A 26,034-nucleotide genomic window follows, 5' to 3' on the forward strand; every position below is an offset into this window, starting at 1 on the left:
AATTCAATGAAGCATATCGTCAAGAACATCCACTTCGTAGGCATCGGCGGGGCCGGCATGAGCGGCATCGCCGAGGTCCTGCTGAACCTGGGCTACAAGGTCTCGGGCTCCGACATGGGCAGCAACGCCGCCACGCGGCGGCTGGCCTCGCTGGGCGCCCGCGTCTGCCACGGCCATGACGCGGCCAACGTGGACGGTGCCAATGCCGTGGTGGTGTCCACCGCGGTGACCAACGACAACCCCGAGGTGCTGGCCGCCCGCGCGCGCCGCATCCCCGTGGTGCCGCGCGCCGTGATGCTGGCCGAGCTGATGCGGCTCAAGCAGGGCGTCGCCATTGCCGGCACGCACGGCAAGACCACCACGACCAGCCTGGTGGCGTCGGTGCTGGCCGAGGGCGGGCTGGACCCGACCTTCGTGATCGGCGGCCGGCTGAATTCGGCTGGCGCCAACGCCCGGCTGGGCACCGGCGACTTCATCGTGGCCGAGGCCGACGAGTCGGACGCGTCGTTCCTGAACCTGTTTCCGGTGATGGAGGTCATCACCAACATCGACGCCGACCACATGGACACCTACGGGCACGACTTCGCCCGGCTCAAGCAGGCGTTCGTGGAGTTCACCCAGCGGCTGCCGTTCTACGGCATTGCCGTGCTGTGCGTCGATGATCCGAACGTGCGCGAGATCATGCCGTTCGTCTCCAAGCCCGTGGTGCGCTACGGCTTTGCCGAGGACGCCCAGATCCGCGCGATCAATGCGCGCGCCGTGGACGGCCAGATGCATTTCACGGTGCTGCGCCAGTTGAACGGCCACGCCGAGCCGCCGCTGGACGTGGTGCTGAACCTGCCCGGCCTGCACAACGTGCAGAACGCGCTGGCCGCCATTGCCATCGCGACCGAGCTGGAAGTGCCGGACGCCGCCATCGTCAAGGCGCTGCGCGAATTCCACGGCGTGGGCCGCCGCTTCCAGCGCTACGGCGAGGTGGCCACGCCCGACGGCGCCGGCACCTTCACGCTGGTGGACGACTACGGCCACCACCCGGTGGAGATGGCCGCGACGCTGGCCGCCGCGCGCGGCGCGTTTCCGGACCGCCGGCTGGTGCTGGCGTTCCAGCCGCACCGCTTCACGCGGACGCGCGACTGTTTCGAGGATTTCGTGAAGGTGCTGGGCACCGTGGACGCGCTGCTGCTGGCCGAGGTCTACGCGGCCGGCGAGGCGCCGATCGTGGCCGCCGACGGCCGCGCGCTGACCCGCGCGCTGCGCGTGGCCAACAAGGTGGAACCCGTTTTCGTGGAGCAGATCGAGGACATGCCCCAGTCGATCCTGAATGCCGTGCGGCCTGGCGATGTGGTCGTGACGATGGGCGCCGGCACGATTGGCGCCGTCCCGGGACAACTGGTGTCGCACCAGGCAGGAGGCCAGCAATGAGCTTCGTCGCCCATCCCAATATCGATCCGAAGTCGTTGGGCAAGGTTGGCGTGCTGCTGGGCGGCAAGTCGGCCGAGCGCGAGATCTCGCTGATGTCCGGCAACGGCGTGCTGGCGGCGCTGAAGGCGCGCGGCGTGGACGCGCACGGCTTCGACCCGGCGCTGCAGTCCGTGGCCGATCTGGCCGCGGCAAGGTTCGACCGCGTGTTCATCGCGCTGCACGGCCGCTACGGCGAGGACGGCACGATGCAGGGCCTGCTGGAGCAGCTTGGCCTGCCCTACACGGGCAGCGGCGTGCTGGCATCGGCCATGGCCATGGACAAGCAGGCCACCAAGCGGCTCTGGATGACGCACGGGCTGGCCACGCCGCGCTTTGCCATGCTGCATGCGGATACCGATTTCGACGCCGTGGTGCGTGACCTGGGCCTGCCGCTGATCGTCAAGCCGGCGCGCGAGGGGTCGTCGATCGGCCTGACCAAGGTGACCGAGGCCGGCCAGATGCGCGACGCGTTCGCGCGCGCCGCCGGGCTGGACGCCGACGTGATTGCCGAGGAATTCATCGACGGCGACGAGCTGACCTGCCCCGTGGTGGGCGAGGGCGCCACGGCCGAGGCGCTGCCGGTCATCAAGATTGTGGCGCCCGAGTCGAACTACGACTATCAAAATAAGTACTTTACTGACGATACCCAATACCTGTGCCCCTCGACGCTGCCTGACGCGCTGGAGCGTGAAGTCCGCGCGCTGGCCGTGGAGGCGTTCCGCGTACTGGGTTGCCGAGGCTGGGCCCGCGCCGACGTGATGCTGACGCGCGCCGGCAAGCCGTACCTGCTCGAAATGAACACCTCGCCCGGCATGACCGGCCATTCGCTCGTGCCGATGGCGGCGCGCGCGCAGGGCATCAGCTACGAGGATTTCGTGATGCAGGTGCTGGCCGCCGCGACGCTGGACCTGCATCCGAACGAGCACTGGAAACCCGAGTAATCCGACCAACCCGCCTCACCGCGACCCGAACCGGCTGACCGCCCGACCTACGACCATGTGGCACAACGCGCGCCTGCTCAACCTGATCGCCTCAGCGCTCTATGCGCTGGTGGCGCTCATGGCGCTTGGCGCCGGCCTGCTGTGGCTGGCGCAGCGGCCCGTTTTCGCCATCACGCACGTGGAGCTGACTTCCACGGACGGCAGCCAGCTGCGCCACGTGAACGCGCCGAGCGTGCGGGCCAACGCGCTGAACAAGCTGTCGGGCAATTTCTTCACGCTCGACCTGAACGCCGCGCGCCAGGCGTTCGAATCGGTGCCATGGGTGCGCCATGCCAGCGTGCGGCGCGAATGGCCGAACGGGCTGGCCGTGCAGGTGGAAGAGCACGAGGCGCTGGGCACCTGGGGCGGCACGGACAGCGGGCGGCTGATCAACACCTATGGCGAGGTGTTCGTCGCCAACACGGCCGAGGCCGAGGAAGACGCCCAGTTGCTGGCGCTGGACGGCCCGCCGGACAGCGAGGAAGACGTGGTCGCCAAGCTGGAAACGATGCGCGAGTGGTTCAGGCCGATCCAGGCCGAGCCGCTGGCGGTGGCGCTGTCCGGCCGCTATGCGTGGCGGGCGCGGCTGTCGAACGGGATGGTGATCGAGTTCGGCCGCGAGCAGAACGACGAGGACCGCGGTGCCATGGAGGCGCGGGTCAAGCGCTTCGTGGCGTCGTGGCCGCAGCTGACGCAGCAGTGGGGCAAGCAGATCGAATACGCCGACCTGCGCTACCCCAACGGTTTTGCGATCCGCACGGCGAACGTGCGCTTCCTGACCGAGGATCAGGCGAAGGCCGCGGCCAAGGCGGCGGCCAAGGAAGCAACGAAGGCGGCGGCAACGGGTGCCGCCCAGGCGGCTTCGGCCGGCCACTCCAACAACAATCCGACGCGACTCAAGAGTAAGAACGCGGAGAAAACTCGATGAGCAAGGAATACAAGGACCTTCTGGTCGGTCTCGACATCGGCACCTCGAAGGTGGCGGCCGTGGTGGCGGAACTGCGCCCCGACGGCAGCTACGAGGTCATCGGGATGGGCCAGTCAGAGTCCAAGGGTTTGAAGAAGGGGGTCGTGGTCAACATCGAGGCCACCGTGCAGTCCATCCAGCGCGCGCTGGAGGAGGCCGAGCTGATGGCCGACTGCAAGATCGCCGAGGTGTTCACGGGCATCGCCGGCAGCCATATCCGCAGCTTCAACTCCAGCGGCATGGTGGCGATCAAGGACAAGGAGGTCACGCAGACGGACGTGGCCCGCGTGATCGAGACGGCCAAGGCGGTCAACATCCCGACCGACCAGCAGATCCTGCACATCCTGACGCAGGAATTCATCATCGACGGCCAGGAAGACGTGCGCGAGCCCATCGGCATGAGCGGCATCCGGCTGGAGGTGAAGGTGCACATCGTGACCGGCGCGGTCAGCGCGGCGCAGAACATCGTCAAGTGCGTGCGCCGCTGCGGGCTGGAGGTGCACGACCTGATCCTGCAGCCGCTGGCGTCGAGCCTGGCCGTGCTGACCGAGGACGAGAAGGAACTGGGCGTGGTGCTGGTGGACATTGGCGGCGGCACCACCGACATCGCCATCTTCAGCGAAGGCGCGATCCGCCACACGGCCGTGATCCCCATCGCCGGCGACCAGATCACCAACGACATTGCCATGGCGCTGCGCACCCCGACGCCCGACGCCGAGGACATCAAGATGCAGTACGGCATTGCCAAGCAGGCGATTGCCGACCCGGAAGACATGATCGAGGTGCCCGGCGTGGGCGACCGCGGCACGCGCACGCTGAGCCGCCAGGCGCTGGCCGCCGTGATCGAGCCGCGCATCGAGGAGCTGTACTCGCTGGTGCACCAGGTGGTGCGCGAATCCGGCTACGAGGAGCTGCTGTCGTCGGGCGTGGTGATCACGGGCGGCACGGCGATGATGCCGGGCATGGTCGAGCTGGGCGAGGACATCTTCCTGAAGCCGGTGCGCGTGGGCGTGCCCGAGTATCGCGGCAACCTGCACGAGGTGGTGAAGAGCCCGCGCTATTCCACCGTGATGGGCCTGCTGCAGGAAGGCTGCGTGCAGCGGATGCGCGGCCGCAAGGTGGCGGTGCAGAGCGGACAGGTCAAGCAGGTGTGGACACGCATGAAGGAATGGTTTGTTGGCAACTTCTGAGCCGCAAGCGTGTCAGGAAATTCTTAAGTGCAACGCGCCTGTTGCAGTCAGCGGATCGGCGCGTGGCACGTTGAGCAGGATCAGGCAGTTTTTCAGCAGTATTGGCGAGTAGTTCTTTGATGGTTTCTTGTTCAGGAACCAAGGGTTGCGGCGGGGAGGCCGCAGCGTTTGGGGACTGATTTTTCTCGGAGGCAGTGATGGACTTTGACATGATCGAAACGGAGATTCAGGACGGCACCATCATCAAGGTGGTGGGCGTGGGCGGCGCGGGCGGCAATGCCGTGCAGCACATGATCAGCCGTGGTGTGCAGGGCGTGGAATTCATTTGCATGAATACCGATGCCCAGGCGCTCAAGCGTTCCACGGCGTCGCGCGTCCTGCAGCTCGGCAACACCGGCCTGGGCGCCGGTGCCAAGCCCGAAGTGGGCCGCAACTGCGCCGAATCGGCGCGGGAGCAGATTGCCGACGCGCTGCGCGGCGCCCACATGGTCTTCATCACTGCCGGCATGGGCGGCGGTACCGGTACCGGTGCCGCGCCGATCGTGGCGCAGGTGGCCAAGGAAATGGGCATCCTGACCGTGGGCGTGGTCAGCAAGCCGTTCGACTTCGAAGGCGCACGCCGCGCCAAGGTGGCCGAACATGGCTCGGGCGAACTGGAAGCGTCGGTGGACTCGCTGATCGTTGTGCTCAACGAGAAGCTGTTCGAGGTGATGGGCGACGACGCCGAGATGGACAAGTGCTTCCAGTGCGCCGACGACGTGCTGCACAACGCCGTGGCCGGCATCGCCGAGATCATCAATGTCGACGGTCTGGTGAACGTCGACTTCGAGGACGTGAAGACGGTGATGGGCGAGCAGGGCAAGGCCATGATGGGCACGGCGACCGTGTCCGGCGTGGACCGCGCCCGCCTGGCCGCCGAGCAGGCCGTGGCGAGCCCGCTGCTGGAAGGCGTGGACCTGTCCGGCGCGCGCGGCGTGCTGGTCAACATCACGGCCAGCCGCTCGCTGAAGCTGTCGGAAACCAAGGAAGTCATGAACACGATCCGCAGCTACGCCGCGGAAGACGCGACCGTGATCTTCGGTACGGTGTACGACGACTCGATGGGCGACGCGCTGCGCGTGACCGTGGTGGCGACGGGCCTGGGCCGTTCGGCCAAGAAGCAGCAGCCGATGACGCTGCTGAAGACCGGCACGGACAACATCCCGGTGCAGATGATGGCCGGCCTGACCGCCGCGCCGGCACATGCCTCGCCCGACTACAGCAACCTGGACACCCCGGCGGTGTGGCGCAGCTCGCGTGAGTCGGCATCGGCCCACGTCGCGGCGCTGCAGGAAAAGGGCGTGGACACGTACGACATCCCGGCCTTCCTGCGCAAGCAGGCAGACTGAGTTGGGCTCCGGCGGGGCGGCGGCTGCGGCCGTGCGCCTGGCAGGTTGTCCGAAGTCCGTCACGCATCGCCTGGGCGCTCCCTATCCGCCCGGCGATTGCCTGGACTGACGTCGCCCGTCAGCGCGCACGGCGAATAGCTGCCGCGCCATGCCGCATGTCGTCCGTCGCATCCCGTTGCCGGGCAGGCAGGCCATCGGCCGCCTCCCCGGACTGGTTTCCCGCCCTCCCGGCGGCGGGATGTCTCCGCCCGCGCGGCGCGTTCCCGTAACGCGCCGCGCGGCGTTTCGACCGTACAAGGTATGCCCGCTGCACACGCATGGCCGCACGGCCTGTCGCGACCCCATTCCGCGACGGCATTCGGTCTATGATGCAGGCAGGTTTCTCCCCCCTGAAGGACAATTCCCATGATCGCCGTTGGCCAGCGCGTCCCCGACGCCACGTTGTACGAGTTCTTCGAGACCGAGACCGGCGGCTGCGCGCTCGGTCCTAATGCGTTTCCGGTGGCCGAACTGGTCAAGGGCAAGAAGATCGTGGTGTTCGGGCTGCCCGGCGCGTTCACGCCGACCTGCTCGGCCAAGCATGTGCCCGGTTTCGTCCAGTTGAACGATGACCTGCGCGCCGCCGGCGTGGACGAAGTGTGGTGCCACTCGGTCAACGACGCATTCGTGATGGGCGCTTGGGGCCGCGAGCAGAATGCCGGCGGCAAGGTCCGCATGATGGCCGATGGCGCCGGCGAATGGGCGCGCGCGCTGGGCCTGGACCAGGACCTGAGCCAGCGCGGTCTGGGTGTGCGCGCCAAGCGCTACGCGATGGTGATCGACGACGGCGTGGTGACGCACCTGTCGGTCGAGGCGCCCGGCGAGTTCAAGGTCAGCAGCGCCGAAGCCGTGCTCCAGGCGTTGCGTGGCTGACACGAACCGTGTCAGGAAAAGTGATTTATTAGGCTTTTCATTAACAATGCATAACACCCGGACACAAAGTGGTGCAGCGCAATACACTGACTGGTGGTAGCATCGCGTTATTGGAAATTTTGCCTAATAGCTTTTAATAATAGTTGAGGCCGTCATGCTCAAACAGCGCACTATCAAATCCGTGGTGAAGACGGTCGGCATCGGTTTGCACTCGGGTCGCAAGGTGACGCTGTCGCTGAGGCCGGCCCCCGCCGATGCCGGCATCGTGTTCACGCGCGTCGACCTGCCCGAGCCGGTGGAGATTCCGGTGGCCGCCGGCGCCATTGGCGACACGCGACTCGCCTCGGTCCTGCAGAAGAACGGCGCGCGCGTGTCGACGGTCGAGCATCTGATGTCGGCCTGCGCCGGCCTGGGCATCGACAATCTCTATGTGGACGTCGACGCCGAGGAAATCCCGATCATGGATGGCAGCGCGGCATCGTTCGTGTTCCTGCTGCAGTCGGCCGGGATCGAGGAACAGCCGGCCGCCAAGCGGTTCATCCGCGTCAAGAAAGCCGTGGAGGTGCGCGAGGGCGACAAGCTGGCGCGGCTGGAGCCGTTCTTCGGCTTCAAGCTGGCGTTCACCATCGATTTCCGGCATCCGGCCGTCGACAAGACCGGCCAGACGTTCTCGATCGACTTTGCCGATACCAGCTACGTCCGCGAGATTGCCCGTGCCCGCACGTTCGGCTTTGCCCACGAGGTGGAGGCGCTGCGCGAGATGGGCCTGGCCCGCGGCGGCAGCCTGGACAACGCGATCGTGCTCGACGAGCACCGCATGCTGAACAACGAGGAACTGCGCTACGGCGACGAGTTCGTGCGCCACAAGATCCTCGACGCGATCGGTGACCTGTACGTGGTTGGCCATCCGCTGATTGGCGCGTACATCGCCAACAAGTCGGGCCACGGCCTGAACAACCAGCTCCTGCGCGCGCTGCTGGCCGACCAGGAAGCCTACGAGATCGTGACCTTCGACAAGGTCGAGGAAGCGCCAGTGGCCTTCCTGCCGCAGGCCCAGCCGGCCTTCGCCTGATCTGCCCCTGGCGACTGCGCCAGATCAAAACCCCCGTTCGCAAGAGCGGGGGTTTTTGTTTGGGGCATGCGTTACGCGGCCACGGGCACCGGCGGCTTGGGGCCGGCCACGGCCAGTACGATCCCCAGGGCGACGCCGAGCAGCGCGGCAAACAGGATCTGGGAGTCGGGCGGCAGCAGGAACGTCAGGGTGTGGGCCGGAATCCAGAACAGCGGGATGGTCTTCTTGATGACGAAGCCCCACTGGGTCTGCCAGTCGAGCGCCTTGAGGTGGTCCGCAACGGCGATCGGCCGGCACAGCGCCCGCAGGCCGCCCCGATGGCGGGCGATATGCATGTCGGTGACCTTGTGCGCGGTCATCATCACCGGCGAGAACGTCAGGTTCATCAGCGTGCTGATGACCAGCGCGCCGGCCAGTTTCAGCGCCGTGAACTCGCCGGCCATGGCCGCGACCACGCCGTCCAGGCCCAGGTACTCCGCAAAGTAGGGCGCGCCGACGGCGAAGACCTTGAACGCCATGCTGATGAACAGGCCAAGAATCCCCCAGACGACGATCCTGGGCACGATGCCGAAGTGCCGCCCCGGATAGTGGCCGGTCCGTATGCGCTGCCCGATGACCTCGCCCAGCGTCGCCAGGAAGCCGAACTTGAAGAACGCCATCACCATGCCGTGCTCCGCATTGACGGTCTTGTAGGCCGCCAGCCAGTCGGGGAACACCGCGAACGGCACCAGCACCAGGCAGAGCAGCGCGGCCAGCGCAAGGTCCTGAAGTTTCATCGCCGGGCGCCGGTCACTTCAGGTAGCGCTCGGTGAGCGCGCACCAGTAGGCGGCGGCTGGCACCAGGCACTTGTCGTTGAAGTCGTAGCCGGGGTTGTGGACCATGCAGTAGCCGGGCTGGTCGCCGCTGCCGATGATCATGTAGCTGCCGTTGGGGTGGGCTTCCAGCATGAAGGCGAAGTCCTCGCTGCCGGGCAGTTGCGGGGCGTCGGTGTGCACCTTGTCGGCGCCGAACAACTCGCGCGCCACCTGGGCCGCGAACTCGGTGGCCTCGCCGCCGTTGACCAGTACCGGGCTGCCGTTGACGTGCGTGACCTCGGCGGTGGCGCCGAAGCTCTGCGCCTGCAGTTGCGCGACTTCGCCAATCCGCTTGAGCAGCAGCGTCCGGACGTCGGGGTGGAGCGAGCGGACACTGAGTTTCATCAGCGCCTTGCTGTTGATGATGTTGGGCGCCTCGCCCGACTGGATGCTGCCGATGGTGATTACCGCCGCCTCGAACGGCGATACATTGCGCGAAACAATGCTCTGCAGCGCCGTGCCGATATGGCACGCGACCAGCGTGGCATCGATTGCCTTCTCGGGGATCGCGCCGTGGCCGCCGACGCCCTGGATTTCGATGTGCAGCGTGTCCGACGACGCCATGAACGCGCCCGGCCGGAAGTAGAACTCGCACTCCTTGAAGCCGGGCATGTTGTGCATGGCGAAGATCGCATCGCACGGGAAGCGCTCGAACAGGCCGTCGTTGACCATGACCTTGCCGCCGTACAGCAATTCCTCGGCCGGCTGGAAGATCAAGTTCAGCGTGCCGTCGAAATTGCGCGTCCTGGCCAGGTACTCGGCGGCGCAGAGCAGGATGGCGGTGTGGCCGTCGTGGCCGCAGCCGTGGAATTTGCCGGGCACCGTGCTGCTCCACGCCTTGTGGCTGGCCTCCATGATCGGCAGCGCGTCCATGTCGGCGCGGATGCCCAGCCGCTTGCCGCCGCTGCCGACCTTCAGGGTGCCCACCACCCCGGTCTTGGCCAGGCCGCGATGCACGTCGTAGCCCCAGCCTTCGAGCAGCCGGGCCACCAGGTCGCTGGTGCGGGTTTCCTCGAACCCGATTTCCGGGTGCTGGTGGATCTCGTGCCGGATCTGGACGAACTTGTCCTCGGTCTCGGCGATGGCATTCAGCATGCGTTGGTACATGGCGCTTCTCCTTTGATCGGTGCAAAGGGCCGTGAGCACGACCGAATCCATTCTATGGGCCGGGAAGACGCATCAAATTGCCCGGCGTCATGGTTTGGCCGACGACGGGCGAGAGGGAAGGATCAGCGGGGGGAGGCGGGTTCAGCGGTGGCGCGCCAGCAACGCGCGGACGGCGTCTTTCAGCGGCGAGTCGTCGAGGTCGCGCGCGAGCGCGTCCATGCTTTGCAGGCCGGCCGGCGGCAGATTCTGCGTGCGCGGCTTGCGCTCGACCGGCCCGGTGTCCCAGTCCGCGCGGCCCACCTCGGGCTGCACGCGCACCCGGATCGCCGTCACCTGCGAGCCGCGTTGCTGCAGCCGGGCGAGCAGGGTGGGCACCACCTGCCGGACCCGCGCGGCGGCCGCACCGTGGGCTGCCAGCAACAGCAGCGTCTGCTCGGCCTGCGGCCCGCGGTTGTCGGTCTTGACGCCGGCCACCGCGATGCCGCCGCGCAAGGCGGGCGGCAGCAGCGCAAAGACTTCCGCTTCCAGCGACGCCAGCTCCCGCGCCGTCCGCATCAGGGACGATACGGGCCCGGACTTGGCCAGCCAGTCGTTCAGCGGCTTGGCATTGGGCGTCTGGAGGGCGTGGTGGGTGAACATGCGCATGCGCGCATTCTATCGCGCAATCCCGGCCGGACACGGGCGGAAATGCGCGGCTGCCCGCCCGGCCGCGTGTGCGTGATGTGCCACTGGGAGGGCGCCGTCCCGGCCGGCCGGAACATTGCGGTGGCCGCGCCAGTCCCAACCTGCTGGACGGGTCGCCGACGCGTTCGCGCCCGGCTGTCGGTCCGTGCAGAATCTGCGCCTGCCACAGGCCCGGTCAGGACTTCGGCACATGATAAACTCGGCGTTTTGCGCCAATCTACCCATTGCCCGCGCGGATCTGGCCGGACGTACGCCGGACTGCGGGGCAGGTGAAAGCACTCGATGATCACGGGCCTTCTCAAGAAAGTCTTCGGCAGCCGCAACGAACGGCTGATCAAACAATATCGCCGCACGGTCGCGCAAATCAACGCGCTCGAGCCGAAGTACGAGGCGCTTTCGGACGACGAACTGCGCGGCATGACGGAGACGTTCCGCCAGCGCCATGCCGGCGGCGAGTCGCTCGATTCCCTGCTGCCCGAGGCGTTCGCGGTCTGCCGCGAGGCCAGCAAGCGCGTCATGAAGATGCGCCACTTCGACGTGCAGATGATCGGCGGCATGGTGCTGAACGACAACAAGATTGCCGAAATGCGCACCGGCGAGGGCAAGACGCTGACCGCCACGCTGGCCGTGTACCTGAATGCGCTGACGGGCAAGGGCGTGCACGTGGTGACCGTCAACGACTACCTGGCCCAGCGCGACGCCGAGTGGATGGGGCGCCTGTACAACTTCCTGGGCCTGTCGGTGGGCGTGAACCTGTCGCAGATGCCGCATGACCAGAAGCAGGTGGCCTACAACGCGGACATCACGTACGGCACCAACAACGAGTTCGGCTTCGACTACCTGCGCGACAACATGGTCTACGACCCGTCGCAGCGCGTGCAGCGCCCGCTGCACTACGCGATCGTCGACGAGGTGGACTCGATCCTGATCGACGAGGCGCGCACGCCGCTGATCATCTCGGGCCAGGCCGAGAACCAGACCGACCTTTACCAGCGCATGAACGGCATTCCGAAGTTGCTGGAGCGCCAGGTCGGCGAGGAAAAGGCCGACGGCACCGGCGTGGAGAAGCCCGGCGACTACTACGTGGACGAGAAGGGCCACCAGGTCTATCTGACCGAAGCCGGCCACGAGAAGGCTGAGCAGATCCTGGCCGCCCAGGGCCTGATCGGCGAGGGCGAGTCGCTCTACGCGCCGCAGAACATCACGCTGATGCACCACCTGTACGCCGCGCTGCGCGCGCACAGCCTGTTCCACCGCGACCAGCACTACGTGGTGCAGAACGACGAGGTGGTCATCGTCGATGAATTCACGGGCCGCCTGATGACGGGCCGCCGCTGGTCCGACGGCCTGCACCAGGCCGTGGAAGCCAAGGAAGGCGTGTCGATCCAGCAGGAAAACCAGACGCTGGCGACGATCACGTTCCAGAACTACTTCCGGATGTACGAGAAGCTGGCCGGCATGACCGGCACGGCCGATACCGAGGCGTACGAGTTCCAGGAAATCTACGGCCTCGAAGTGGTCGTCATCCCGACCAACCGCCAGGCCCAGCGCAAGGATTTCCAGGACCAGATCTACAAGACGTCCAAGGAACGCTACGACGCCGTGGTGCGCGACATCCGCGACTGCTACGAGCGCGGCCAGCCGGTGCTGGTGGGCACGACGTCGATCGAGACGTCCGAGTACCTGTCGGACCTGCTGAACAAGGAAAAGCTGCCGCACCAGGTGCTGAACGCCAAGCAGCACGAGCGCGAGGCCGAGATCGTGGCGCAGGCCGGGCGGCCCAAGATGATCACGATCGCGACCAACATGGCCGGCCGCGGTACCGACATCGTGCTGGGCGGCAACGTCGAGAAGCAGTCCGGCTTCATCGAGGCCGACGCGAGCCTGTCCGACGCCGAGAAGGCATCGAAGATCGAACAGCTCAAGGGCGAATGGCAGTCGCTGCACGAGCAGGTCAAGGCGTCGGGCGGCCTGCACATCGTCGGCACCGAGCGCCATGAGTCGCGCCGGATCGACAACCAGCTGCGTGGCCGTGCCGGGCGCCAGGGCGACCCCGGTTCGTCGCGCTTCTACCTGTCGCTGGACGACCAGTTGCTGCGGATCTTCGCCGGCGACCGCGTCCGCGCGATCATGGAGCGGCTGAAGATGCCCGAGGGCGAGCCGATCGAGGCCGGCATCGTCACGCGCTCGATCGAATCGGCGCAGCGCAAGGTGGAAGGCCGCAACTTCGACATCCGCAAGCAACTGCTGCAGTACGACGACGTTGCCAACGACCAGCGCAAGGAAATCTACAAGCTGCGCAACGACGTGCTGGAAGCGCGGGACGTTGGCGACATGGTGGCCAACCTGCGCGAGAGCGTGCTGATCGAGCTGTTCCGCGACCACGTGCCGGCCGAGACGATGGAAGAGCAGTGGGACGTCGCCGGACTGGAACAGCGCCTGCGCGAGGACTGGAACCTGGACGTGCCGCTGGCCAAGACCATCGAGGGCGCGCAGAGCATCGAGGACGACGAACTGCTGAACCTGGTGCTGGGCGCGGCGCGCGACAGGTACGACGCCAAGGTGGCCCAGGTGGGCCGCGAGTCGTTCGCCGGCTTCGAGCGCTCGGTCATGCTCCAGAGCATCGACACGCACTGGCGCGAGCACCTGGCCGCGCTGGACCACCTGCGCCAGGGCATCCACCTGCGCGGCTACGCCCAGAAGGACCCGAAGCAGGAATACAAGCGCGAGTCGTTCGAACTGTTCGCCCGTCTGCTGGACGTGATCAAGAGCGAGGTCACGCGCGTGGTGTTCAACGTGATGATCCAGTCGCCGGAGCAACTGGAGCAGGCGTCCGAGGAGATCGAGGAAGGCCTGTCGCACCTGGAGAACGTCCAGTACAAGCACGACGAATTCGCCGAAGGCCGCGAGCCGGTGGAGCAGTCGCCGGTACGCAGCGGTGCCTCGGCGGCGGCCATGGCGGCCATGGGTGGCGACGTCGCGCTGGCCGGCATGCCGAAGGTGGGCCGCAACGACCCCTGCCCGTGCGGATCGGGCAAGAAGTTCAAGCAGTGCCACGGCAAGCTGAGCTGAGCCCGCCGCGCGCCCCGCAGTGATAGAGAGACATGCCCGCTTGAGTCCGTGCTCAAGCGGGCATGTTCGTCAGAAGCATCGAAGATTTTGAGGAAACGCACATGCCCGTGAACTTGCCCCTGCCGCTGGCAGAGAACCTGAAATCCGTCGCTGGTGTCGAGCTCGGCTGGGCCGAGGGTGGCATCCGCAAGGCCAATCGCAAGGACGTGCTGGTGGTGAAGCTGGCCGAGGGCAGCACGGTTGCGGGCGTGTTCACGCGCAACCGCTTCTGCGCCGCGCCGGTGCAGGTGTGCCGCGAGCATCTGGCCGCGGGCGCCGGCATCCGCGCGCTGGTGGTCAACACGGGCAACGCCAACGCCGGTACCGGCGAGCCGGGCCTGGCCGCCGCGCGCGCCACGTGCAACGCCGTGGCCAGCCTGTTCGCGATTGGCGCGAACCAGGTGCTGCCGTTCTCGACCGGCGTGATCCTGGAACAACTGCCGCTGGACCGCCTGACCGCCGCGCTGACGCCGGCCATCGCCAACCTGCGCACCGACAACTGGCTGGCTGCCGCCGAGGCGATCATGACCACCGACACGCAGCCCAAGGCGGCGTCGCGCACGGTCCAGATCGACGGCAAGACCGTGACGATGTCCGGCATCAGCAAGGGCGCCGGCATGATCCGCCCGAACATGGCGACGATGCTGGGCTTCATCGCCATGGACGCAGCCGTGCCGCAGCCGGTGCTGCAGCAGCTGGTGACGCACGCGGCCGACCACTCGTTCAACAGCATCACCATTGATGGCGATACGTCGACCAATGACTCGTTCGTGCTGATCGCGTCCGGCCAGGCCGGCGTGACCGTGGACCGCACCGACGGCCCGGCCTTCCAGGCGCTGCGCGACGCCGTGACGTCGCTGGCCCAGGAACTGGCCCAGATGATCGTGCGCGACGGCGAGGGCGCCACCAAGCTGATGACGATCCGCGTGGAAGGCGGCAAGGACGTGGCCGAGTGCCGCCAGATCGCCTATGCCGTGGCCCATTCGCCGCTGGTCAAGACCGCGTTCTACGCGTCGGACCCCAACCTGGGCCGTATCCTGGCCGCCGTAGGCTATGCCGGCGTGGATGACCTGGACGTGGGCGGCGTGAACCTCTGGCTCGACGACGTGCTGGTGGCCCGCAACGGCGGCCGCAACCCCGAGTACCGCGAGGAAGACGGCCAGCGCGTGATGAAGCAGGCCGAGATCACGGTGCGCATCGCGCTGGGCCGCGGTCAGGCCGAGGCCACGGTGTGGACCTGCGACCTGTCCCACGACTACGTGTCGATCAACGCCGACTACCGTTCCTAAGCCGACCCTTTTCGTTTTCGCCCTGGAAGAAGCGCCCCATGTCCGACCTCGCCGCCCGCCTCGATGGCTTCCTCGCCCGCCTTGAACAATGGCTGCCGCCCGAACTGACCGATGCGGACTGGCAGGAGGCGGTGGCGTTTCGCTGGCGCAAGCGGCAGAGCCTGTTCGGCAACATCGGCTACTTGCAGGCCATCCGCCAGCTGCCGCCGATCCATCTGGACGACCTCAAGAACATCGACCGCCAGAAAGACGCCATCGTGGCCAACACGCGCCAGTTCGTGAACCGCCTGCCGGCCAACAACGTGCTGCTGACCGGCGCGCGCGGCACCGGCAAGTCGTCGCTGATCAAGGCGTGCCTGAACGAGTACGTGCAGCACGGCCTGCGGCTGGTGGAGGTGGACAAGGACGACCTGGGCGACCTGGGCGACATCGTCGAGAAGCTGGCGTCGCGTCCCGAGCGTTTTGTGATCTTCTGCGACGACCTGTCGTTCGAGGAGGGCGAGTCGGGCTACAAGTCGCTGAAGTCGGCGCTGGACGGCTCGGTGGCCGCGCAGTCGGACAACGTGCTGATCTACGCCACGTCGAACCGCCGCCACCTGCTGCCCGAGTACATGAAGGACAACGAGACCTACCAGCACACGGCCGATGGCGAGATCCATCCGGGCGAGGTGGTGGAGGAGAAAATCTCGCTGTCCGAGCGGTTCGGGCTCTGGCTGTCGTTCTATCCCCCGAAGCAGGACGAGTACCTGGCCATCGTCGGCCACTGGCTGTCGCACTTTGGCTGCACGCCGGCCGACATCGAGGCGGCCCGTGGCGATGCGCTGGTCTGGGCGCTGGAGCGCGGCTCGCGCTCGGGCCGCGTGGCGTGGCAGTTTGCGCGCGACTGGGGCGGCAAGCACGGCAAGCCGTTCGTGGCGGACAAGGCGTAAGCGGGCATGACGGGACACGCGGAAACCGTGACGACGCCCGACGGGCAGACGCGCAAGGTCACCGAGGTGGCCGTGGGCGTGATGATCCAGCCCGACGGCCGCTTCCTGCTGGCGCAGCGGCCGGCCGGCAAGCCGTACGAAGGCTACTGGGAATTCCCGGGCGGCAAGCTGGAACCCGGCGAGACCGTGGAGGCCGCGCTGGCGCGCGAGCTGCACGAGGAACTGGGGCTCGACATCGTGCGCAGCGAGCGCTGGCACACCCTGGAACACGATTATCCGCACGCCTATGTGCGGCTGTATTTCTGCAAGATCACCGACTGGCGCGGCGAGCCGGTTGGCCGGGAGGGGCAGGCGTTTGCCTGGCAGGCCGTGCCCGTGGACGTTGGGCCGTTACTGCCGGCCACCATCCCGGTGGTCGACTGGCTGGCGGAAGAGTCCCGCCACCGCTGACTACGCAGATAATTCATGCCCGGCCACAAGCCGGGCATTTTCGTTGACCATCCACAAGACGAATCAGGAGGCTTCATGCAACGTGTCGATCGTATCGATGACGCGGTCTCGCTGCCCGAACTGACACTGCGCGGCATCATCCTCGGTGCGCTGATCACCGTGGTGTTCACCGCGTCCAACATCTACCTGGGCCTGAAGGTGGGGCTCACGTTCTCGTCGGCCATCCCGGCCGCCGTGATATCGATGGCCGTGCTGCGGCTGTTTCCGCACGCCAACATCCTTGAAAACAACATGGTGCAGACGCAGGCTTCGGCCGCGGGCACCCTGTCGTCGATCATCTTCATCCTGCCCGGGCTGGTCATGCTGGGCCACTGGCAGGGCTTTCCGTTCTGGCAGACGCTGGCCATCTGCGCGGCCGGCGGCATGCTGGGCGTGATCTTCAGCATCCCGCTGCGCCACGCCATGGTGGTGCAGAGCGACCTGCCGTATCCCGAAGGCGTGGCCGCGGCTGAAATCCTGCGCGTGGGCAGCGCCAGCCAGGCCGCGGGCGGCCGGCAGCAGGGCACCGGGCTGGCGGACCTGATGGCCGGCGGCGTGGCGGCGGGGCTGTTCAGCTTTGCGGCGGGCGGGCTGCGCGTGCTGGCTGAGGGCGCCAATGCGTGGCTGGCGGCGGGCGCGTCGGTCGTCCGGCTGTCGATGGGGTTCTCGCTGGCGCTGGTGGGTGCCGGCTACCTGGTCGGCATCGTCGGCGGGCTGGCGATGCTGCTGGGGCTGGTGCTGACGTGGGGCGTGGCGGTGCCGTGGCTGACGGCCATCACGCCGATGCCGGCCGGCGCCACGCTGCAGAGCTTTGGCACGTCGATCTGGAGCACGCAGGCGCGCTTTATCGGCGCCGGGACGATCGGCATCGCGGCGATCTGGACGCTCGGCACGCTGTTCAAGCCGATGGTGGAGGGCGTGCGCGCGTCGATGGGCGCGCTGCGCGGCGGCGCGGCGGCCAACGGCGGCCAGGTGCCGCGCACGCAGCGCGACATGCCGGCGGTGTGGATCGGCATCGTGACGCTGGTGCTGCTGGCGGTGCTGGCCGTCACGTTCGGCTACTTCCTTGCCCCCGCGCCGCTGGACCGCGCCGCGATGTGGAAGCTGGTGGCCTGCGCGGTGCTGTTCGCGTTCGTGTTCGGATTCCTGGTGGCGGCGGCCTGCGGCTACATGGCCGGCCTGGTCGGCTCGTCGGCCAGCCCGATCTCGGGCATCGGCATCATCGCGGTCATCCTGGTGTCGCTGCTCATCCTGGGCCTGGGCACGCTGGACGGGCTGCTGGACACGCCCGAGGGCGGCAAGTTCGCGATTGCGCTGGCCATCTTCACCACCTCGGCCGTGGTGGCCGTGGCGTCGATCTCGAACGACAACCTGCAGGACCTGAAGACCGGCTGGCTGGTGGGTGCCACGCCGTGGCGCCAGCAGGTGGCGCTGCTGATCGGCTGCGCCGTGGGGGCCGCCGTGATCCCGCCCGTGCTGGAGCTGCTGTACCACGCGTACGGCTTCGCGGGCGCGCTGCCGCGGGCGGACATGGACCCGAACGCCGCGCTGGCCGCGCCGCAGGCGACGCTGATGACGGCCATCGCCACCGGCATTTTCACGCATCAGCTCAACTGGACGATGATCCTGATCGGCGTGGGGCTGGGCGTGGTGCTGATCGCCATCGACGAAATGCTGCGGCGGCGCGGCGGCACGGCGCGGCTGCCCGTGCTGGCCGTGGGCATCGGCATCTACCTGCCGCCGACGATCAGCTCGGCGCTGGTGGTGGGCGCGGTGCTGGCCTGGGCGTTGAACCGCGCGCAGCGGCGCCGGGCAGAGGCGCGCGGCGACGATGTGCAGGCCGTGCTGGCGCACGCCGAGCGGCGCGGCACGCTGCTGGCGTCGGGGCTGATCGTCGGCGAGAGCCTGGTGGGCGTGGCGCTGGCGGCCATGATCGGGCTGTCCGGCAAGGAAGCCCCGCTGGCGCTGGTGGGCGAAGGGTTTGCCGTCACGGCGCAGTGGCTTGGGCTTGCGGCGTTCGTGCTGGTCTGCGCGGGGTTCTGGCGGCGGGTGATGGCGGCCCGCTGAGCGTCGCGCCGGCTGCCACGCGGGTAGCGGCCGGCCAGGGCCAGGGCGGCCCGGGGGTCAGTCGTCCGGGTCCTCGGGCAGCTCGGGCGTCGAATCGCCGGGCTTGCCGCCGATCACGTATTTCTCGGACGCCCATGCGCCCAGGTCGATCTGCTTGCAGCGATCGGAGCAGAACGGGCGGAACTTGTTTTCCGGCACCCAGGCAACATCCTTGCCGCAGGTGGGACATTTGACGACGGCTGGCATCGTGGTGAACTTCAGAAATTGCAGAGCTTGAGCAGGAACGGGATGTCCGCATCGACGGACCGCGGCCGCATGTCGCCGTCCTGCTGGGTAAAGCGCACCCAGAGCATGTACTTGTTGGCGCTCATTTCCGGGATGAAGGCCAGCAGCGACTCGTCCAGGTAGACCTGCATCAACTGGTAGCTGCGGCCGGACAGCATCTGCTGATAGCTGCCGCCCGTGGCGATGACCTTGCCGCTCTGGCCCGACTCGCGCAGCAGGCGCAGCACGATGGTGGCGCCCATGCGCAGCGACGCCAGCGGGCGCGCCCACTTCAGGATATCGGCGCGGCGGTCCTCGGCGGGACGGTGTTGCCACGCGAAATAGGCGGGCAGGTCGAACTCGCAGGTGCCGCCCGGAATGATCGCGCGGCTGCGGATGCTGGTGAGCCACTCGTTGTCGGTCAGCAACTGGCCGGCCTTGCCCACGGTCTGGTTCAGCGCCGCGATGCCCTGTTCGATCTCGGAAATGACGCTGACCAGCGCGTCCTGGTCGATCTGCGGGTTGGCCCGCAGCGGCGCCAGAGCCTGGCGCTGGCGCTCCAGTTCCTTGATCAGGTCAGTCTTGAGGTCGGCGCGGCCAGCCACGTCGATGATCTCGAAGATCGTCGTGATGGCAACGTGGTGCTGCAGCGGATGTTCCTGCCCAAGGAAATAATCCAGCCGATCGAACAGGTCTTCCAGGCGCAGGAGCGTCCTGATGCGTTCGTTGAAAGGATATTCGTACAGGATCAAGTCGGTATCCGTGCTGCGCGCCGAATGGCGGTGGTTTCAGTCGAGGGCGCCCGCAGGCCAGCCGGTGCCGCCGCGCACGCTTGAGGGAGGTCCGAGGCGGCGCAAAGGCCGTCAGCCGTCACTTGGCGCGCCATCTCCGGCATGTTTCAGCGCATTCTATGCGAGTCGGCGCCCGAGGACAAATCGAATGTTCCCAAGGTGGCCCGTAACAAACGTGGCCGGGCTACGCGCTGGCCGACAGCGACCGGTACAGCGTGTCGAGCCGCGCCACCTGCGGTGCCAGAGCTTCGGGCGGGCCGTCGTTGTCGACCACGTCGTCGGCCACGGCCAGCCGCGCCGCACGCGTGGCCTGCCGGTTCATGATGGCCTGTACCTGTTCGCGCGTGAACCCGTTGCGGGCCATGACGCGCGCCACCTGCGTCTCTTCCTGGCAGTCCACCACCAGCACGCGGCCCACCCGCGCGCGCCACGTGCCCGATTCCACCAGCAGCGGCACCACGTAGATCAGGTACGGATGCTGGCCGGCCGCCCGGACCGCGGCGGCGCGCGACGCGGTGAGCTGGCGGATCAGCGGATGGGTGATGGCTTCGAGCCGGGCCTTGGCGGATGGGTCCGAGAACACCAGCGCGCGCATGGCGTCGCGGTCCATCGCGCCGTCGGCGCGCAGGCAGCGCGGGCCAAAGGCTTCCACCAGCGGTGCGATGGCCAGGCCGCCGGGCGCAGTGATCTCGTGGGCGAGCAGGTCGGTATCGATCAGTGCGGCGCCGCGGGCGGCAAACAGGTCCGCGACGCGCGTCTTGCCGGAGCCGATGCCGCCGGTCAGGCCGATTTCCAGCATGGAGCGAAATCCTTCGGTGGGGATGGCGCCCACGATACCAGCTTTGCGGGCGCCGGCTGGCCGCTACAGGCCGGCCAGCAGGTCCAGCGGCAGCAGGTCGCGCCCGAGGAACAGCACGACCAGCCCCGCGCCGGCAATGTACGGCCCGTACGGGAACGGCGTCTCCCGGCCCTTGCGCTGGACCAGCAGCATCAGCCCGCCAATCACGGCGCCGACGATGGACGACGTCAGGATCAGCGCCGGCAGCGCCTGCCAGCCAAACCACGCGCCCAGCGCCGCCATCAGCTTGAAGTCGCCGTGACCCATGCCGTCGTGGCCACGGACCAGCGCGTAGACCAGGTTGACCAGCCAGAGCACCAGGTAGCCGGCCGCCGCGCCGATCACGGCGTCCGCCAGCGGCGCGAAGTAGCCCTGCAGGTTCAGCAGCAGGCCCAGCCACAGCAGCGGCAGCGTGATCTGGTCCGGCAGCAGCATCGTGTCGGCATCGATCATGAACAGCGCCACCACGGCCCAGACCATGACGATGGCCGCCAGCGCCTGCACCGACGGCCCGAAGTGCCAGGCCGCCAGCGCGGTGAGGACGCCCGTCACCGCCTCCACCAGCGGATAGCGGACGCTGATCGGCGCCTTGCACGCCGAGCACTTGCCGCGCAGGAACAGCCAGCTCACGACCGGCACGTTCTCCCACGCCGCGATCTTGTGCCCGCAATGCGGGCAGGCCGAGCGCGGCACCATCAGGTTGTACCGGTCGGGGTGCGGCAGCGGCTCGCCGCGCACCTCCGCGATGTAGTTGGCTTCCTCGCGATCCATCATCCGGGGCAGGCGATGGATCACCACGTTGAGAAAACTCCCAACCAGCAGGCCGAGCAGGCCGGCCACCGCGATCAGGAAGACTGGCGGCCAGGCCGCCAGCGATGCCAGCGTGGCGACGCCACCCGGGCCAAATGCAGCTTGCATTGCGTTACACCTGTCGTTGCGCCGTCCTCAGACCACCTGGCCCAGCTTGAAGATCGGCAGGTACATGGCCACGACCATGCCACCGATCAGCACCCCGAGGATGACGATGATCAGCGGCTCGATCAGGCTGGAGATGGCCGCCACGGCGTCGTCCACCTCGCGCTCGTAGAACTCGGCCACCTTCAGCAGCATGTTGTCCAGCGCGCCCGATTCCTCGCCGATCTGCGTCATCTGCAGCACCATGTTGTCGAACACGTGCGTGGCCTGCATGGCGTTGGTCAGGCTGGTACCGATCCGCACGGCCTGTTCGATCTCGCGCGTGGCATCGTAGTAAATCCAGTTGCCGGCCGCGCCCGCCACCGATTCCATCGACTCCACCAGCGGCGTGCCGGCCGCGAACATCGTGGCCAGCGTGCGGGTCCAGCGGGCCACCACGGCCTTGCGGAACAGGCTGCCGAAGATCGGCATCTTGAGCAGCGCCTTGTCGTGCCAGCGCTGCACCTTTTCCGATGTCTTGCGCGCCCGGAAGTAGCCGATGATCGACAGGATCGGCCCCCCGACGATCAGGTACCAGTACTCGACGAAGAAGTCCGAGATGCCGATCACCACCTGGGTCGGGGCGGGCAGGGCGGCGCCAAAGCTGGAGAACACGCCCTTGAATGCCGGAATCACGAACAGCATCAGCACCACGGTTACCGCGAACGCCACGGTCAGCACGGCGATCGGGTAGATCATCGCGGACTTGATCTGACTTTTCAGCGCGATGCTCTTTTCCATGTACAGCGACAGCCGCTCCAGCAGCGCATCGAGGATACCGCCCTGTTCGCCGGCGTCGATGAGGTTGCAGTAGAGCGTGTCGAAGTACCGGGGTTGCCGGCGGAACGCCTGCGCCATGCTGCTGCCGGACTCGATGTCGAAGCGGATGTCGTTCAGCAGCTGCGTGAAATTCGGGTTGGCATGGCCGCGCGCGATGATGTCGATCGACTGCAGCAGCGGAATGCCCGCCTTGAGCATCGTCGAGAGCTGGCGCGTGAAGTACGCGATGTCCTTCTCGGTGATCTTCTTGCCGCGCGCCGCCTTGCGCTTCTTCATCTTGACGACGGTCAGCCCCTGCTTGCGCAGGGTGGCGGTCACCTCGGCCTGGCTCTCGGCCCGCTGCTCGCCCTTGAAGCCCTTGCCCTTGCGGTCCTTGGCTTCCCATTCGAAGATGTACTGCGTGGGCGCCTTTCGCCCTGTCTTGGCCCGTGACGGCGCTGCCGTCCGGGCGCCCGCCGCTGGTGCGCGCGTCGCCATGATATGACCCCCGATGTCTTGCTATTGCTATTGTTTTGCGGCGCCGCACCGGGTGCGTGCGCCATGTGCGCGGCCTGCCCAACGCAAGGACTGCCCGGCCGCGCGCCCGGCTGTCCCGTTCCAACCCGTCAGTTGTTCGTGGTCGCCAGCACTTCCTCCAGCGACGTGATGCCCTGCTTGACCTTCTGCAGCCCGGCGTCGCGCAACGATAGCACGCCCTCCTTGCGCGCCTGCTCGGCGATCTGCAGCGCCGTGCCGTGCGCCAGGATGATCTGCTGCATCGCCTCGGAAATCGGCATGACCTGGTAGATGCCGCAGCGCCCCTTGTAGCCGCTGCCGTTGCAGCGCTCGCAGCCCACCGGGTGGTAGGGCTTCCAGGAGCCGTCGATGTCGGCCTCGGTAAAGCCCGCGTCCAGCAGCACCTGCGGCGCCAGGTCGCCCTCGCGCTTGCACGAGCAGAGCCGGCGCGCCAGCCGCTGGGCGGTAATCATCAGCACCGACGACGCGATGTTGAACGGCGCCACGCCCATGTTCATCAGGCGGGTCAGCGTGGTCGGGGCGTCGTTGGTGTGCAGCGTGGACAGCACCAGGTGGCCGGTCTGCGCGGCCTTGATCGAGATGTCGGCGGTTTCCAGGTCCCGGATTTCGCCAACCATGATGATGTCCGGATCCTGCCGCAGGAACGACTTCAGCGCGGCGGCAAACGTCAGCCCGGCCTTGTCGTTGACGTTCACCTGGTTGATGCCGGGCAACTGGATTTCGGCCGGGTCCTCGGCCGTGGAGATATTGATGTCGCCCTGGTTCAGCATGTTCAGGAACGTGTAGAGCGACACGGTCTTGCCGCTGCCCGTGGGGCCCGTGACCAGCACCATCCCGTAGGGGCGCTTGATCACTTCCATCAGCAGTTCCTTCTGCCTGGGCTCGTAGCCAAGCTGGTCGATGTCGAGCTTGTCGGTCGACGAATCCAGGATCCGCATCACGATCTTCTCGCCGAACAGCGTCGGCAGCGTCGAGACGCGGAAGTCGATGGCCTTGTCGGTCGTCTCCTTGCCGTCCTTGTCCTTCGGCACGGCAATCAGCAGCTTCATCCGGCCGTCCTGCGGCACGCGCTTTTCCGAGATGTCCAGCCGCGACAGCACCTTGATGCGCGTGGCGATCTTGTCGCGGATGTCCAGCGGGGGGCGCGCCACTTCCTGTAGCACGCCGTCCACGCGGAAGCGGATGCGGTAGAAGAACTCGAACGGTTCGAAATGCAGGTCTGAGGCGCCGCGGTTGAACGCCTCGGTCAGCAGCTTCTGCAGGAACCGCACGACCGGCGCGTCGTCGATCTCGTTGCCCGGCCCCTTGCGGGCGGCAGCCGCGGCCGACGGATCGTATTCGATCATCTTCTGCGCGGTGGGCGTGACCGGCGAGATGTTTTTCATGGTGCCCAGCGCCTCGCCGGCCGCCCGCACGTGCTTCATCAGCTTGTCGTGCTCCACCACGACCGTTTCCACGGGCAGGTTCAGCTTCTGGCGGATGGCCTCGACGCCGGCCTGGTTGGCCGGGTCCGACATCGCCACGATCACCCGGTTCTCGCGCCGGCCCAGCGGCAGCAGCCGGTGGGCGTGGAATTCCCGGTTGCCGGCCAGAGCCGGTGGCACGCGGTTGAGGTTGTACTGGGACAGGTCCAGCAGCGGCAACTGGTACTTGTCTGCCGCGAAGATCGCCACGTCGTGCGCGGACATCGTGCCGCTGCCGATGATCTCGTCGATCAGCTGCGTTTTCTTCTCCCGTGCCGACTGCTCCAGCTGGGCGAGCAGCGCGGGCGCGATCCGCCGGCTCTGGGCAAGCGCAAGACCTAGTGTCATGGCGAAATACGGTGCAAGGGGCGCAGGCTGCCGAAGGCTGGTGGGAAAACGGCGGGCGGCGCGGTTGACTGCGGCGGGACGGCACAGGCCGGAGCTCCCGGATCGGGGCAGTTTGCCGCCGGGGTCACTTTTTGTAAAGCCAGCCCGCGCGCGCGTTGGCGTTTGCGCGACACGGCTGCAACCCTACTTGCGCGGGGGGAGGGGAATGGCGTGGGAACGGGCGCGCGCGACGGCGGCCGGAAAGCAAAAAAGCCGCACATGACTGTGCGGCTTTTTGCTGATACTGGCGATGTCCGGCGGTGCCGTGCATCGAAATCTGGTCGGGGTGAGAGGATTCGAACCTCCGGCCTCTACGTCCCGAACGTAGCGCTCTACCAGGCTAAGCTACACCCCGATTTCTGTTGCTTCCTTTGCCGTGCCGACGGTGCGTTGTCAGCAGCAAAGAACAAAATTCTAGCGGCGTTTCCTGAGGTTGGCAAGCGCCTTTCTCAAGAAAATCGACCGATCGCCGTCAGCTCTGGCGCTGGAGCGAGAACGCGCACAGTTCGATCAGCGTGCTCTTGAGCGGCGAATCGGGGAATTGCATCGCGGCGCGCTCGGCGGCCTCGGCCTCGTGGCGGGCGGCGGCGAACGTCACCTCCAGCGCGCCGCTGGCGTGGATGGCCGAGAACACGGCATCGAAGTGCTCGGTGCCGCCCTGCACGATGGCGTCGCGCGCCAGTTCGCGCTGCTCGGCCGTGCCGTGCTCCAGCAGGTGCAGCAGCGGCAGGGTGGGCTTGCCTTCGCGCAGGTCGTCGCCGGCGTTCTTGCCCATCTGCTCGGCGCTGGCCGTGTAGTCGAGCATGTCGTCGATGAGCTGGAACGCGGTGCCGATGCGCCGGCCGTACTCGGCGGCGGCTTCCTCCATCGCGGCGTCCGCGCCGGCCAGCACGGCGCCCAGCTGGGCCGATGCCTCGAACAGCTTGGCGGTCTTGTAGCGGATGACCTGCAGGTAGCGCTCGACGGTGACGTCCGGGTCGTGCATGTTCAGCAGCTGCAGCACCTCGCCCTCGGCAATCACGTTCGTGGCGTTGGAGAGAATCTCCATGATGCGCATGCTGCCGGCGTCCACCATCATCTGGAAGGCGCGCGAGTACAGGAAGTCGCCCACCAGCACGCTGGCGGCGTTGCCGAACACGGCGTTGGCCGTCTGGCGGCCGCGGCGCAGTTCCGATTCGTCGACCACGTCGTCGTGCAGCAGCGTGGCGGTGTGGATGAATTCGACCACGGCGGCCAGCTCGTGGTGGCGGTGGCCCTCGTAGCCGAACGCGCGGGCCGACAGCAGCAGGATCACCGGGCGCAGGCGCTTGCCGCCCGCGCTGATGATGTATTCGCCGATCTGCTCGACCAGCGGGACTTCCGACGACAGGCGCCGGCGGATGACGGCGTCAACGGCGCGCATGTCGGCAGCGACCGGGGCAAGCAAGGCAGTGGCGGAAGACTGGGACAAGATGAGATCACCGTTTCGGGAGGGTAGGAGGAGCCCATTGCTAGACCCCTCCCCCCTAAGAACCGTACGTGCGAGTTTCCCCGCATACGG

Annotated in this window: 22 protein-coding genes and 1 tRNA gene; 12 read left to right on the plus strand and 11 right to left on the minus strand. The window is 67.3% G+C overall.

Annotation, left to right across the window (positions count from 1 at the left end):
• Nucleotides 1-6: 6 nt before the first annotated feature.
• From murC to lpxC, 7 genes are all read left to right on the plus strand, one after another.
• On the plus strand, nucleotides 7-1,422 hold the full coding sequence (gene murC, locus EHF44_RS07730; protein ID WP_124683202.1) for a UDP-N-acetylmuramate--L-alanine ligase: 1,416 nt from the start codon (nucleotides 7-9) through the stop codon (nucleotides 1,420-1,422).
• Complete coding sequence (locus EHF44_RS07735; RefSeq protein ID WP_124683203.1) at nucleotides 1,419-2,402, plus strand: D-alanine--D-alanine ligase; 984 nt, start codon at nucleotides 1,419-1,421, stop codon at nucleotides 2,400-2,402. The genes murC and EHF44_RS07735 overlap by 4 nt, the downstream gene beginning before the upstream one ends.
• Before the next feature lie 55 nt (nucleotides 2,403-2,457).
• Nucleotides 2,458-3,369: a cell division protein FtsQ/DivIB gene (locus tag EHF44_RS07740; protein WP_124683204.1), complete on the plus strand. Its 912-nt coding sequence runs from the start codon at nucleotides 2,458-2,460 to the stop codon at nucleotides 3,367-3,369.
• On the plus strand, nucleotides 3,366-4,598 hold the full coding sequence (gene ftsA, locus EHF44_RS07745) for a cell division protein FtsA (RefSeq protein ID WP_061955279.1): 1,233 nt from the start codon (nucleotides 3,366-3,368) through the stop codon (nucleotides 4,596-4,598). The genes EHF44_RS07740 and ftsA overlap by 4 nt, the downstream gene beginning before the upstream one ends.
• A gap of 197 nt (nucleotides 4,599-4,795) precedes the next feature.
• Entirely contained in the window at nucleotides 4,796-5,986 is a 1,191-nt protein-coding gene (gene ftsZ, locus EHF44_RS07750; protein WP_124683205.1) for a cell division protein FtsZ, read from the plus strand.
• A gap of 405 nt (nucleotides 5,987-6,391) precedes the next feature.
• A complete protein-coding gene (locus EHF44_RS07755) occupies nucleotides 6,392-6,898 on the plus strand; it encodes a peroxiredoxin (RefSeq protein ID WP_124683206.1) in 507 nt (168 codons plus the stop codon).
• A 154-nt stretch (nucleotides 6,899-7,052) separates the two neighbouring features.
• Nucleotides 7,053-7,970 carry a UDP-3-O-acyl-N-acetylglucosamine deacetylase gene (gene lpxC / locus EHF44_RS07760; protein WP_124683207.1) on the plus strand — a complete coding sequence of 306 codons (918 nt, stop codon included), beginning with the start codon at nucleotides 7,053-7,055 and terminating at the stop codon, nucleotides 7,968-7,970.
• 71 nt (nucleotides 7,971-8,041) lie between these two features.
• On the opposite strand, the gene EHF44_RS07765 is transcribed toward lpxC, so the two are convergent.
• The 3 genes from EHF44_RS07765 to EHF44_RS07775 all read right to left on the minus strand — a co-directional run bounded on the left by EHF44_RS07765 (nucleotide 8,042) and on the right by EHF44_RS07775 (nucleotide 10,577).
• Nucleotides 8,042-8,746 (minus strand): hypothetical protein, encoded by a 705-nt coding sequence (locus tag EHF44_RS07765; RefSeq protein ID WP_124683208.1) that lies wholly within the window; start codon nucleotides 8,744-8,746, stop codon nucleotides 8,042-8,044.
• Nucleotides 8,747-8,759: 13 nt separating this feature from the next.
• Nucleotides 8,760-9,932, minus strand: coding sequence for a M20 aminoacylase family protein (locus EHF44_RS07770; protein WP_124683209.1), 1,173 nt, complete (start codon nucleotides 9,930-9,932; stop codon nucleotides 8,760-8,762).
• 141 nt (nucleotides 9,933-10,073) lie between these two features.
• Nucleotides 10,074-10,577, minus strand: coding sequence for a DciA family protein (locus EHF44_RS07775; protein WP_124683210.1), 504 nt, complete (start codon nucleotides 10,575-10,577; stop codon nucleotides 10,074-10,076).
• A gap of 321 nt (nucleotides 10,578-10,898) precedes the next feature.
• Here EHF44_RS07775 and secA point away from each other — a divergent pair, with 321 nt between their 5' ends.
• The 5 genes from secA to EHF44_RS07800 all read left to right on the plus strand — a co-directional run bounded on the left by secA (nucleotide 10,899) and on the right by EHF44_RS07800 (nucleotide 18,501).
• Nucleotides 10,899-13,688 (plus strand): preprotein translocase subunit SecA, encoded by a 2,790-nt coding sequence (gene secA / locus EHF44_RS07780; RefSeq protein ID WP_124683211.1) that lies wholly within the window; start codon nucleotides 10,899-10,901, stop codon nucleotides 13,686-13,688.
• Nucleotides 13,689-13,789: 101 nt separating this feature from the next.
• On the plus strand, nucleotides 13,790-15,016 hold the full coding sequence (gene argJ / locus EHF44_RS07785; protein WP_124683212.1) for a bifunctional glutamate N-acetyltransferase/amino-acid acetyltransferase ArgJ: 1,227 nt from the start codon (nucleotides 13,790-13,792) through the stop codon (nucleotides 15,014-15,016).
• Nucleotides 15,017-15,054: 38 nt separating this feature from the next.
• Complete coding sequence (locus EHF44_RS07790; RefSeq protein WP_124683213.1) at nucleotides 15,055-15,945, plus strand: ATP-binding protein; 891 nt, start codon at nucleotides 15,055-15,057, stop codon at nucleotides 15,943-15,945.
• A 6-nt stretch (nucleotides 15,946-15,951) separates the two neighbouring features.
• A complete protein-coding gene (locus EHF44_RS07795; RefSeq protein WP_124683214.1) occupies nucleotides 15,952-16,395 on the plus strand; it encodes an NUDIX domain-containing protein in 444 nt (147 codons plus the stop codon).
• Nucleotides 16,396-16,470: 75 nt separating this feature from the next.
• Nucleotides 16,471-18,501 (plus strand): OPT family oligopeptide transporter, encoded by a 2,031-nt coding sequence (locus tag EHF44_RS07800; RefSeq protein WP_124683215.1) that lies wholly within the window; start codon nucleotides 16,471-16,473, stop codon nucleotides 18,499-18,501.
• Nucleotides 18,502-18,558: 57 nt separating this feature from the next.
• Here EHF44_RS07800 and EHF44_RS07805 read toward each other — a convergent pair whose 3' ends face one another.
• From EHF44_RS07805 to ispB, 8 genes are all read right to left on the minus strand, one after another.
• Nucleotides 18,559-18,747: a DNA gyrase inhibitor YacG gene (locus tag EHF44_RS07805; RefSeq protein WP_124683216.1), complete on the minus strand. Its 189-nt coding sequence runs from the start codon at nucleotides 18,745-18,747 to the stop codon at nucleotides 18,559-18,561.
• Nucleotides 18,748-18,758: 11 nt separating this feature from the next.
• Nucleotides 18,759-19,517, minus strand: a complete 759-nt coding sequence (zapD, locus tag EHF44_RS07810; RefSeq protein WP_124683217.1) for a cell division protein ZapD — start codon at nucleotides 19,515-19,517, stop codon at nucleotides 18,759-18,761.
• A 223-nt stretch (nucleotides 19,518-19,740) separates the two neighbouring features.
• Nucleotides 19,741-20,355: a dephospho-CoA kinase gene (gene coaE / locus EHF44_RS07815; protein WP_124683218.1), complete on the minus strand. Its 615-nt coding sequence runs from the start codon at nucleotides 20,353-20,355 to the stop codon at nucleotides 19,741-19,743.
• Nucleotides 20,356-20,418: 63 nt separating this feature from the next.
• Nucleotides 20,419-21,312, minus strand: coding sequence for a prepilin peptidase (locus EHF44_RS07820; protein ID WP_124683219.1), 894 nt, complete (start codon nucleotides 21,310-21,312; stop codon nucleotides 20,419-20,421).
• Nucleotides 21,313-21,339: 27 nt separating this feature from the next.
• Entirely contained in the window at nucleotides 21,340-22,605 is a 1,266-nt protein-coding gene (locus EHF44_RS07825) for a type II secretion system F family protein (RefSeq protein ID WP_124683220.1), read from the minus strand.
• Nucleotides 22,606-22,733: 128 nt separating this feature from the next.
• Nucleotides 22,734-24,455 (minus strand): type IV-A pilus assembly ATPase PilB, encoded by a 1,722-nt coding sequence (pilB, locus tag EHF44_RS07830; RefSeq protein WP_124683221.1) that lies wholly within the window; start codon nucleotides 24,453-24,455, stop codon nucleotides 22,734-22,736.
• A gap of 317 nt (nucleotides 24,456-24,772) precedes the next feature.
• A tRNA-Pro gene (locus EHF44_RS07835) sits at nucleotides 24,773-24,849 on the minus strand.
• Nucleotides 24,850-24,966: 117 nt separating this feature from the next.
• Nucleotides 24,967-25,896, minus strand: a complete 930-nt coding sequence (gene ispB / locus EHF44_RS07840; protein ID WP_124685029.1) for an octaprenyl diphosphate synthase — start codon at nucleotides 25,894-25,896, stop codon at nucleotides 24,967-24,969.
• Between the last annotated feature and the right edge of the window lie 138 nt (nucleotides 25,897-26,034).

Source organism: Cupriavidus pauculus (genome assembly GCF_003854935.1).
Taxonomy (GTDB): Bacteria; Pseudomonadota; Gammaproteobacteria; order Burkholderiales; family Burkholderiaceae; genus Cupriavidus; species Cupriavidus pauculus_C.

Bases quoted from the DNA above. Each gene is read 5' to 3' on its own strand.
- EHF44_RS07820 (WP_124683219.1), bottom strand. From the start codon at position 21,312: ATGCAAGCTGCATTTGGCCCGGGTGGCGTCGCCACGCTGGCATCGCTG.
- lpxC (WP_124683207.1), top strand. From the start codon at position 7,053: ATGCTCAAACAGCGCACTATCAAATCCGTGGTGAAGACGGTCGGCATC.
- argJ (WP_124683212.1), top strand. From the start codon at position 13,790: ATGCCCGTGAACTTGCCCCTGCCGCTGGCAGAGAACCTGAAATCCGTC.
- EHF44_RS07825 (WP_124683220.1), bottom strand. From the start codon at position 22,605: ATGGCGACGCGCGCACCAGCGGCGGGCGCCCGGACGGCAGCGCCGTCA.
- ispB (WP_124685029.1), bottom strand. From the start codon at position 25,896: ATGCGCGCCGTTGACGCCGTCATCCGCCGGCGCCTGTCGTCGGAAGTC.
- murC (WP_124683202.1), top strand. From the start codon at position 7: ATGAAGCATATCGTCAAGAACATCCACTTCGTAGGCATCGGCGGGGCC.
- ftsA (WP_061955279.1), top strand. From the start codon at position 3,366: ATGAGCAAGGAATACAAGGACCTTCTGGTCGGTCTCGACATCGGCACC.
- EHF44_RS07775 (WP_124683210.1), bottom strand. From the start codon at position 10,577: ATGCGCATGTTCACCCACCACGCCCTCCAGACGCCCAATGCCAAGCCG.
- EHF44_RS07735 (WP_124683203.1), top strand. From the start codon at position 1,419: ATGAGCTTCGTCGCCCATCCCAATATCGATCCGAAGTCGTTGGGCAAG.
- ftsZ (WP_124683205.1), top strand. From the start codon at position 4,796: ATGGACTTTGACATGATCGAAACGGAGATTCAGGACGGCACCATCATC.
- coaE (WP_124683218.1), bottom strand. From the start codon at position 20,355: ATGCTGGAAATCGGCCTGACCGGCGGCATCGGCTCCGGCAAGACGCGC.
- EHF44_RS07740 (WP_124683204.1), top strand. From the start codon at position 2,458: ATGTGGCACAACGCGCGCCTGCTCAACCTGATCGCCTCAGCGCTCTAT.
- EHF44_RS07805 (WP_124683216.1), bottom strand. From the start codon at position 18,747: ATGCCAGCCGTCGTCAAATGTCCCACCTGCGGCAAGGATGTTGCCTGG.
- secA (WP_124683211.1), top strand. From the start codon at position 10,899: ATGATCACGGGCCTTCTCAAGAAAGTCTTCGGCAGCCGCAACGAACGG.
- EHF44_RS07800 (WP_124683215.1), top strand. From the start codon at position 16,471: ATGCAACGTGTCGATCGTATCGATGACGCGGTCTCGCTGCCCGAACTG.
- EHF44_RS07795 (WP_124683214.1), top strand. From the start codon at position 15,952: ATGACGGGACACGCGGAAACCGTGACGACGCCCGACGGGCAGACGCGC.
- EHF44_RS07770 (WP_124683209.1), bottom strand. From the start codon at position 9,932: ATGTACCAACGCATGCTGAATGCCATCGCCGAGACCGAGGACAAGTTC.
- EHF44_RS07755 (WP_124683206.1), top strand. From the start codon at position 6,392: ATGATCGCCGTTGGCCAGCGCGTCCCCGACGCCACGTTGTACGAGTTC.
- EHF44_RS07790 (WP_124683213.1), top strand. From the start codon at position 15,055: ATGTCCGACCTCGCCGCCCGCCTCGATGGCTTCCTCGCCCGCCTTGAA.
- pilB (WP_124683221.1), bottom strand. From the start codon at position 24,455: ATGACACTAGGTCTTGCGCTTGCCCAGAGCCGGCGGATCGCGCCCGCG.
- EHF44_RS07765 (WP_124683208.1), bottom strand. From the start codon at position 8,746: ATGAAACTTCAGGACCTTGCGCTGGCCGCGCTGCTCTGCCTGGTGCTG.